Here is a 9,881-nt window from a genome sequence, read left to right as displayed (position 1 = left end):
TTATTTTTCTAAATTTGTATTAGCAAAGAGGAAGCCTACTGTGATTTTTCAGTGAATGTTTACCTTGTATAGCCTCAACTTGATTGAGGCTATTTTTTTGTGTTGATTCGGCTTTTTCAAAGCCGAGCAAAGAAGAAAGCTCCTGTTCCTTTTCTTGGATAATAAAAATGTAGTTGGGATTATATTCTTGGTTTTTTTTCCATAGATGATAGATGGTTGTGAGTAACTTTTTTTGAACCGCTACATAACTTTTCATTTTGATTGCGTGTTTTGCATAGGTTCGTTCATAAAGTCCAAAAAACGATGGTTCTTTATACTTTACAACCGTAAATGCTGGCATAAATAGTGCCCTACGAATATGTGAATTCCCTTTTTTTGAAATCCTGGTTTTACCTATAACACTGCTTCCTGACTCACGTTCTACTACGTCAAAACCTGAATAACTAATCAATTGTTTGTAGTTCTTGAATAATTCAAAGCCATTGGTTTCTGCTAAAATAGTAGCTACGGTTAAGATTCCAATCCCTTTTATTTGGCAAATGTTTTCTACTTTTTGTTTAACAATTTCATCACTTTCCAGATGTTTTTTTATAATCTTTTCTAACTCCTTGATTTGTTTATCAAAGAGTTGGACTACTTTCTTAAGTTGTTGTACAACAGCTTTGTTTTCATACATGCCAAATTCTAAAGCGTGTAATTGATTCTTAATGACTGTCTTTTGTTCTTGCAAATTCTGGTGTTGCCGAGTATATTGGCGCAGTTCATAAAAATATTTACCAGCTGGTTGCCATAAATCAAGGCATCGCTCGGCTCCCATTTTTGACAATCCTTTTGCATCTATAGAATCGTTTTTGGACTTCAATCCAATAGAAATTAGATAATGCTTGGCTTTATTAGGGAGAATTATCGAAACATCATACCCTTTCTCAAATAGATAAAGTGCACAGTTCTCGTGATAAACCCCTGTGGCTTCCATGCAAATCACAAGTGGAATTTCAAGTTGGGTATGCCACTTTTTAATCCAAAGTGATAACTCCGAAAATCCTTTTAGAGTATTGCAAAACAAAATACTTGATTTTACAGTGACTTTTTGATTGTCATCAATTAAACTAATACTTCCGTTTACTTTTTTGCTTGAAATATCAAGCCCGATAGAATACTTTATGGTCATAATTTATTGTTTTTAAATAAACAAATATCACACTGGTCTTAGCTCATTTTTATACAGCGTCTTGATCCAAAATCAAGCGCTTAAGTACTTATTGTGACTTGAATGTAATAAAACAAAGTTGATTTACCTGTTAGTCAATATCGTCTTGAAAACGTATCTAGCCGTGTCACAATTTGGCAACTTTGTCTTGTTTATTATTAGTTATTTATCAAAGGTATTTTTATTCTATTTGAATTAGAAACAAAGATATGAGCGGTAGCTGTTGCGCAACCTCTCTTAAAAAGTTGAATTTAAAGAATAAGTATAAAACTCGACCTCGTTTAAGCCTATTTAAGAGAAATTTGTTTTTTATAAATTATAATTGTAGTTCTTAAAAAAGAGTTGCATAAAAACCAATGCTTAAAGTCACAAAAAGCAACTACAGTCCAATTTATAATTCCCAATAAACCTAATAATGTTGTTTAAGTAATGACTGTTTAGTAGTAGCATCAACCCAATACCTCTTGTACCAACTCCAAAACAGTATTAAATTGTTCCTCTTTTGTGAGATACGAATTGTCAATTTCGATAGCATCATCGGCTTGTTTGAGCGGAGAATCATCCCGATGCGTATCTATATAATCTCTTTTTTCAACGTTTTTTAAAACCTCTTCATAAGAAACATCTTGTCCTTTATTTTGCAATTCGTCATATCGCCTTTGCGCACGAGTAGCCGCACTTGCCGTCATAAATATCTTGAGTTCAGCCGTAGGAAAAACAACGGTACCTATATCACGACCATCCATAACAATTCCTTGCCCGAAACCCATTTGTTGTTGTTGTTCTACCAGTTTTGCTCTAACTTGAGGAACTTCGGCAATTAAACTAACAAAATTAGAAACTTCGAGTGTTCTAATTTCGGATTCTACATTAACATCGTTCAAAAACATTTCAGCAAAACCCACAACTGCATTGAATTCAAAGTGTAGTTTTACGAAGTTTATACTATTGATTAACGTTTCTTTATCAAAAAAGTCTTTATTGATGTAACCGTTTTGCATAGCAAACAAAGTTACCGCACGGTACATTGCACCGGTATCAACATATACATACCCTAGATGTTTGGCTAATTGTTTTGCTAATGTGCTTTTTCCAGTTGAGGAAAATCCGTCTATGGCTATGGTTATTTTTTTCAAAATGGTCCGTTGTTACTATTTATTATTTGCAAAATCTATCGTTAAACCAAACAAGCTAGTATTGGCTGCCAATGTATACCGTGAATAGGAATAATTGAACTTTAAATTATTCATTTTTAATCCGAAACCAACAGATATTCCAGAGAAATTTCTTTGTTCCAAGATGCGCAATTCTTCGGCTCTCCTAAAGTTGTATCCTAATCTCAAATTAAAAGCTTTATCCGGAAAAAGCTCAATACCAACAATAACATGGCGTAAGGCATTCCCAAAAACCGATACTTTTTCGGGAGTTGCGCCGCCGTCTAAACCACCTTGAGCCCTATTAGGGTTTGCAAATCCTATTTGCCATTGTTGCATATTTTCTAACGTTAAATGCCAACGAATAGGTACATTTTCCATCAATTGTGACACGCCAATCAAAACTTCAAAAGGTAATTTTTCACGTGTATCGGCATACGTAGTAATTTGGGTTCCCATATTTCTGATGGAAATTGCCCAATTGACATCGTTGCGTGTGTCAATAAACATAGCACCTAGATCAACAGCAACTCCAAAGGAATTATAACTTTCAAGTGTGGAAGAAATCAGTTTGCCATTCGCTCCCACATAAAAATCAGAGTTTGGAATATTGTAGGCATACCCAAAAGTCAAGGCTATTTCGCTTCCTGTAAATTTTGAAGTTGAATTCCCATTTTCATCATACCCATCAAATTTTCCATAATTTACATAATTAATTCCTCCAAAAAATGTTTGAACATGTCGGTCGTAAGTATAAGCATAAGAAGCAGTGCCATAGGTTACGTCGCCAAATAAACTTCCGTAATTTAAAGAAAGTTTATTATCCATATCAGGATTTATATTGGCAGGATTGAAATGCGCTTGATTGACATCGCTATCGTAAAAAGTAATCACTTTTCCACCCAAAGCAGCTTGTCTTGGTGATGTTACCAAGTTTAAAAATTGGTAAATTGATTTTCCTCCAATCTGACTATAACTCATCAAATTAGCAAAACAAAATCCAAAACAAATTGTTTTTTTTAACATCAACAAAGACTATTGCTACATACTATAACGCAAATGCGAAGATATTATTTTATATGGTATGAAAAAAAGTTAAAAGAAAAAGGCATAAGTTTTGTTTTACTTATGCCTTCACCCTATTTTTTTGAAAATAATTCTATAAATTTTTGGCGTTTTTCACCTTTTGATTGGTTAATGCTGCCTCAATGACCTCGCTCATTTCTTTCACATAATGAAAGGTAAGCCCCAATATATATTCGGGTTTTATCTCGTCAATGTCGCTTTTGTTTTCATGACACAAAATAATTTCTTTAATATTTGCTCTTTTTGCCGCCAATATTTTTTCTTTGATTCCGCCTACCGGCAAAACCTTTCCTCGCAAGGTAATTTCGCCGGTCATAGCTAAATTTTTCTTTACTTTTCGTTGCGTTAAAAGTGATAGCAAAGAAGTTAGCATAGCAATTCCAGCACTTGGTCCGTCTTTAGGCGTAGCGCCTTCGGGCACGTGTAGATGAATATTGTATTTTGAAATCATTTCTTGTTCTAAACCAAATAAGGATGCATTGGCTTTAATATATTCTAACGCAATGGTTGCTGATTCTTTCATCACCGTTCCTAAATTTCCAGTCAAAGTTAGATTTCCTTTTCCTAATGAAATTAAAGATTCTATAAAAAGAATATCGCCACCCACTGATGTCCAAGCCAAACCTGTAACAACTCCCGCTACATCGTTGCTTTCTGATTTATCACGTTCTAGTTTTGGCGCACCAAGAATTTTTACGATATCTTCATCGGTAACTTTCTTGTTGTATTCTTCTTCCATCGCTACCGATTTGGCAGCATTTCTGATAACTTGCGCCAATTTTTGTTCCAAATTTCTTACTCCCGATTCACGAGTGTAGCCTTCCACAATTTTCTCCAATTGTTTTTTTCCAATAACTAAATCTTTTGTTTTTAAACCATGTTCTGCTAGCTGTTTTGGAAATAAATGTCTGCTCGCTATTTCTGTTTTTTCTTCAATAGTATAGCCTGACATTTTAATCACTTCCATCCTGTCTTTTAAAGCAGGCTGAATTGAAGACATCGTGTTGGATGTTGCAATAAACATTACTTTGGATAAATCGTAACCCATTTCAAGGAAATTATCATAAAACTCACTGTTTTGTTCAGGATCTAGAACTTCTAATAAAGCCGATGATGGGTCGCCCTGATGGCTATTAGAAAGTTTATCTATTTCATCTAAAACAAAAACTGGATTAGAAGTTCCTGCTTTTTTTAAACTCTGAATAATTCTTCCCGGCATCGCACCAATATAGGTTTTACGATGTCCTCGAATTTCTGCTTCATCGCGCAAACCTCCGAGAGAAATTCGAACATATTCTCTTCCTAATGATTCTGCAATTGATTTTCCTATAGACGTTTTCCCAACACCGGGAGGTCCGGTTAAGCAAATAATTGGCGATTTCATATCATTGCGCAGTTTTAACACTGCCAGATGTTCAATAATTCTTTTCTTAACATCATCTAAACCAAAATGATCACGATTGATCACTTTTTGTGCTCTTTTCAAATCAAAATTGTCTTTGGAATAATGGTTCCAAGGCAATTCTAAAAATAACTCTAAATAGTTTCGTTGTATGCCAAAATCTGGTGCTTGCGGATTCATGCGTTGCATTTTGGAAATTTCTTTATCAAAATGTTTTGCCGTTTTATCATCCCAAATCTTTGTTTTAGCTTTTAAACGCATGTCTTCTATTTCTTGTTCGTTTGAAACGCCTCCCAATTCTTCCTGAATCGTTTTCATTTGTTGGTGCAAGAAATATTCGCGTTGTTGTTGGTCAAGATCAAAACGAACTTTAGACTGAATATCGTTTTTAAGTTCAAGTTTCTGTAACTCCACATTCATAAAGCGCAGGGTTTCCAACGCTCTTTCTTTTAAAATATTAATGGCCAATAAATCTTGTTTTTCCTTAACAGAAAGGTTCATGTTAGAAGAAACAAAATTGATTAAAAACGATTGGCTTTCAATATTTTTAATAGCAAAGGTAGCTTCGGTTGGAATGTTTGGACTTTCTTTTATAATTTCGATAGCCAATTCTCGAACAGAATCGGTTATGGCATCAAATTCTGAATCTTTTTTTTTGGGTCTTTTTTCTTCAAATTCTTTAACCGTAGCTATTAAATAAGGTTTTTCAGAAGTAACGGCATCAATCTCAAAACGCTTTTTTCCTTGAAGAATAACGGTGATATTTCCGTCGGGCATTTTAAGGACTCGCAAAATTTGAGCTACCGTACCTACCGTGTAAATATCATTCTTCGTCGGATCTTCATCTTCTTCATTTTTTTGAGCCACAACACCAATGATTTTATGTCCTGCATTGGCATCGTTAATAAGTTTTATTGATTTATCTCTTCCTGCCGATATGGGAATTACAACACCTGGAAACAAAACAGTATTCCGCAAAGGCAAAATTGGCAAAGAACTTGGTAGTTCTTCTTTATTCATTTCTTCCTCGTCTTCGGGAGTTAAAAGCGGAATTAAATCGGTTTCGGTATCAAATTCTTGCAATGACAAATTGTCAATGGATATAATATTGTGTCTTGACATGTGGTATTTATTTGTTCAAAATGACATTAGTGATTAATAATGTTCATCAAATATAGAGCATCTTTTAATAGAAATAAACTAAAATCGATGTATGACATTAAATTTATGGTAAAGTTGATTTCAGTAACTGAACCATTGACTTTGTCACCATCCAGTCAATCTTTGTGCCAAAAAAAAATCCGCCAAAATGACGGATTTTTAATTTTTTTAATACTAACAAAAATCAATTATACTGTACATCAAATGATCCTTCGGTCACAGTTTTTGTGGCAGATGTAGTGAAGTTTTTGACGACCATATTAAATGTTCCCGCAATTCTTGTAGGTGTTTTTGAAGTTATTGTTATTGAACCCGATTCGGCATTGTAAAATACGCTGTTTAAAACACAACTTCCATTTACTTCAACTCCCAAAGGACCCGTGAATTGATACGTTCCTACCGCTAATGATCTAACTATATTGAGACCAACACTGTCACCATTGGTTTTAGATCCTACAACACTTATTTGATCTGGCATTCCCGAAACATTGGTAAGTAGCGCACCATTAATTTGATCTTCTACAAATTCAGTGCCATCAACTTTTGCATAAAAATTGTCGCTAGATGTTGGCGGTGGTGTTGTACCCGTGTAAGGAATATTAGTAAAAACACCATTGGTAAATTGAACAGGAATAATAGAAGTACTAGTGGTATCCGACCAATAGCCCTTGTAACTAAAAGTTCCTGAAATTGTTTTGTTTACAGAATTAATATTTGTGATTGTGATAGAACCTGTATTTTCGGAAGCATTAGCACTGTTCACAGACCAATAAGCAAATGTGGAACCAGCTCCTGTGTAAGCTATTATATTTGTATTTGACGGATAAGTTGCTGCTGCATTGCCTTGAATCAAAATAGCAAATGTAGAGCCGTCCGCTTTAGCTGCTTGAATAGAAATTAAATTACTGGCAACAGTTGCAGTTGCTTCGGTTGCGATCCAAGTGTTTCCACTAAAATCTGCCTTGAAAACTGCAGGTCCATTTGAAGTACTATTAAAATCCGCCAAATTAATAGCACTATCAATTGGTTCGGTTGTGCATGATATGAAAGCGTTCAAGATTAAAAATATTCCAGCAATTAATTGTATTTTCTTCATGATAAATTTGATAATTATTATCCAAATATAATTTTTTTTGAAATTCTATTTACTTGTTAGTTCACTTTTTTTCATAAAGCTTAATACAATGTAACCCAACAAGAAGAAAATGGCAAGTATAAATATGGAATTTTTTAATGAATTTGATAATGCTCCTACAAATCCAAAAATAAAGGTGCCTAAAACGATGGCAAGTTTTTCGGTTACGTCAAAAAAACTAAAAAAAGTTGCATGATCCTGTGTTTCGGGCAATAATTTTGAATAGGTTGAACGCGACAAGGATTGTATTGCACCTAAAACCATGCCTATGATAGCTCCTAAACAATAAAATTGAATGTCTATATATTTATTTTTTGCGTCTAACAAATAGGCTGCAAAACAAATCAATCCCCAAATAGCGATAGTTAGTTTTAATGTTTTGATGTTTCCAATTTTTTCTGAAATTCTTGAAAAAAGATAGGCTCCAAATATGGCAACAACTTGTATTAATAAAATTGTTATTATCAACTTATTAGTATCAATTCCTAATTCTTTTTTGCCGTAAATTCCAGCTAATAAAATGATAGTTTGAACCCCAATACTATACAAGAAAAAAGCAATCAGAAATTGTTTCAAACTGGTATGTAATGACAAACTTTTAAAAACAATTTTTAACTCTTTTAATCCTTTAAAAATATAATTTTTTTGAGGCTTTTTATGAAAAATATTATTGGGTAAAAAATGAAACGTTACTTGTGCAAATCCCATCCACCAAATTCCTACCATTAAAAATGAAATACGAGCTGGTAAAGTTGGATCAGTAATTCCAAACATTTCGGGTTTCAGTATCATAATTAAATTAAAGGTCAATAAAAGTACCGAACCTGCGTACCCGTAGATAAATCCTTTCGCACTTACTCTATCGTGCTGTTCTGGTGGCGCAATTTCGGGCAAATAGGAATTATAAAAAACAATGCTTCCCCAAAAACCTATACTTGCTAATATGGTAAATACGATGCCTATCCAAAGCGTTTCTTTTCCTGTAAAAAAGAATAAACTCATTACCGACAACGATCCCATGTAGCAAAAAAACTGCATGAATCTTTTTTTATTACCCGTGTAATCTGCAATTCCAGATAATATGGGAGAGAGCAATGCAACTATCAAAAACGAAAAGGATAAGGAATAAGAAAGTAAGGTTGAATTATGAAAATCTGTACCAAGAAAAGTAACAATACCATGATTATCTTTCGTTATAGACTCATAATAAATTGGAAAAACTGCTGTTGCAATAACGAGACTATAAACCGAATTTGCCCAATCGTAAAAAGCCCAAGCTATTATTAACTTTGGATTACCTTTTTGTAATGTTACCATAAATAATGTTTTTAAATAAAAAATCCCGACTTAAATCGGGATTAAATGTACTATTTTTTTAGAAGTAACTTGTTATTTAAACTTTACACCAAATTTTAAGGCTTCTGCCTTTGCTACTGGAATTAGTCTTTTTAAATTGGCTATCCTTGTCTCGTCAGAGGGATGGGTACTCATAAATTCAGGTGGTTTATTTCCAGAAGATGCAGCCGACATTCTCGACCAAAAAACTACCGCCTGATCTGGATTATAACCCGCAATTGCCATTAAAGTTAAACCTATTTGGTCCGCTTCGCTTTCATGGCTTCTGCTAAAAGGTAACATACCTCCTATTTCGGTTGTTGCCCCATAAGCAGTCATTGCAATTTGTTGTGTTTCGGCACTTTTACCTCCAACTGCAGCAGAAACACCAACGGCTCCAAGTTGTTGTAATAATCCTGCACTCATCCGTTGTTGACCGTGATTAGCCAAGGCATGCGAAACCTCATGACCTAAAACAGTAGCTAAACCAGCATCATCCTTTGTAATAGGCATTATTCCTGAATAGACTACGATTTTTCCGCCGGGCATGCACCATGCGTTTACTTCCTTATTATCTACTAAATGATATTCCCATTGGTAATCTTTAAGATAGCCTTGATAACCATTTGCATTGAGCCATTTCTCTGCAGCATTTTTGATTTTTGTTCCAACGTTTACAACTCTAGCAGCATCTGAAGTGCCAACAATAACCTTGTTTTCTTTTAAGAATGTGCCGTATTGTGCAAATGCCGAAGGCAATATTTCACTATTAGGAACTAAAGCCAATGTGTTTTTTCCTGTAAAAGGATTTGTGGAACATGAAATTGATACCATTAATACCACAATAACACAAAGTAAAAGTCTATTTTTCATAATGAATTTAATTATTTTCAACAAATTTAAGTTTTTTTTAGGCACCGATGATATGTAATTCTGTGAAATCTTTATATAATATTAAGGTATTATCTCCATTAAGTTGCAAAGAATCCAAGGCTATTTTTTCATTATCAACTTCAATTTTCTTTACTTTGAAAGGCAAAGATTTCAAATTAATTTTAAAATTAGAATAGCCCGTTTCAAAAGTTCCTTCTTTATGTTGTTGAATGATTAGCTCTTTCTCTTTACCGTTTAAGGTAAAAGTTCGCAAGGAAAACCTTCCTTTGTTATAATCATACCCGTCTTGAGCATCTTCATAAACCGTAGATTTTTCTTTGCCTAATTTGTAATAAACGTCTAAAGTCAGTTCGTCAAACTGTAATTCGCCCACATATTGTTGCACGGGATATTTCGGGATAATAGCCCCTTCTTTTATAAAAATAGGAATTTGATCAAAATCGGTTTTTATCCAAAGTTCTTTCTTACCCTCAACCAATTCGTTGGTCCAGTAGTTGTACCAGT

The 9,881-nt window shown here is 33.9% G+C and carries 8 protein-coding genes; all 8 read right to left on the bottom strand.

Features of this window, described 5'->3' with window-relative positions; all coding sequences use genetic code 11:
- Window positions 1–19 precede the first annotated feature (19 nt).
- Window positions 20–1,171, bottom strand: coding sequence for an IS110 family transposase (locus Q0Q96_RS02465; RefSeq protein ID WP_293871328.1), 1,152 nt, complete (start codon window positions 1,169–1,171; stop codon window positions 20–22).
- Between the two features lie 488 nt (window positions 1,172–1,659).
- Window positions 1,660–2,346, bottom strand: a complete 687-nt coding sequence (gene cmk, locus Q0Q96_RS02460; protein ID WP_293871325.1) for a (d)CMP kinase — start codon at window positions 2,344–2,346, stop codon at window positions 1,660–1,662.
- 15 nt (window positions 2,347–2,361) lie between these two features.
- Complete coding sequence (gene porQ / locus Q0Q96_RS02455; RefSeq protein ID WP_293871322.1) at window positions 2,362–3,390, bottom strand: type IX secretion system protein PorQ; 1,029 nt, start codon at window positions 3,388–3,390, stop codon at window positions 2,362–2,364.
- Between the two features lie 133 nt (window positions 3,391–3,523).
- Complete coding sequence (gene lon, locus Q0Q96_RS02450; protein ID WP_293871319.1) at window positions 3,524–5,974, bottom strand: endopeptidase La; 2,451 nt, start codon at window positions 5,972–5,974, stop codon at window positions 3,524–3,526.
- Window positions 5,975–6,197: 223 nt separating this feature from the next.
- The gene (locus Q0Q96_RS02445) at window positions 6,198–7,109 is read right to left on the bottom strand and encodes a DUF6252 family protein (RefSeq protein WP_293871316.1); all 912 of its coding nucleotides are present in this window, start codon (window positions 7,107–7,109) and stop codon (window positions 6,198–6,200) included.
- 45 nt (window positions 7,110–7,154) lie between these two features.
- Window positions 7,155–8,465 (bottom strand): MFS transporter, encoded by a 1,311-nt coding sequence (locus Q0Q96_RS02440; RefSeq protein ID WP_293871314.1) that lies wholly within the window; start codon window positions 8,463–8,465, stop codon window positions 7,155–7,157.
- 72 nt (window positions 8,466–8,537) lie between these two features.
- Window positions 8,538–9,356: a M48 family metallopeptidase gene (locus Q0Q96_RS02435; RefSeq protein WP_293871312.1), complete on the bottom strand. Its 819-nt coding sequence runs from the start codon at window positions 9,354–9,356 to the stop codon at window positions 8,538–8,540.
- Window positions 9,357–9,393: 37 nt separating this feature from the next.
- A partial coding sequence (locus Q0Q96_RS02430; RefSeq protein ID WP_293871309.1) for a DUF5110 domain-containing protein occupies window positions 9,394–9,881 on the bottom strand: 488 nt, incomplete at its 5' end.

Source organism: Flavobacterium sp. (assembly GCF_025352015.1).
Taxonomy (GTDB): domain Bacteria; phylum Bacteroidota; class Bacteroidia; order Flavobacteriales; family Flavobacteriaceae; genus Flavobacterium.
Note: the sequence above shows the minus strand (reverse complement) of the source record. Positions and strands in the feature narration are given on the sequence as shown.

What these genes read in the sequence shown, in the direction of transcription:
- porQ (WP_293871322.1), bottom strand. Translation starts at nt 3,390, where the DNA reads ATGTTAAAAAAAACAATTTGTTTTGGATTTTGTTTTGCTAATTTGATG.
- lon (WP_293871319.1), bottom strand. Translation starts at nt 5,974, where the DNA reads ATGTCAAGACACAATATTATATCCATTGACAATTTGTCATTGCAAGAA.
- Q0Q96_RS02435 (WP_293871312.1), bottom strand. Translation starts at nt 9,356, where the DNA reads ATGAAAAATAGACTTTTACTTTGTGTTATTGTGGTATTAATGGTATCA.
- Q0Q96_RS02440 (WP_293871314.1), bottom strand. Translation starts at nt 8,465, where the DNA reads ATGGTAACATTACAAAAAGGTAATCCAAAGTTAATAATAGCTTGGGCT.
- Q0Q96_RS02445 (WP_293871316.1), bottom strand. Translation starts at nt 7,109, where the DNA reads ATGAAGAAAATACAATTAATTGCTGGAATATTTTTAATCTTGAACGCT.
- Q0Q96_RS02465 (WP_293871328.1), bottom strand. Translation starts at nt 1,171, where the DNA reads ATGACCATAAAGTATTCTATCGGGCTTGATATTTCAAGCAAAAAAGTA.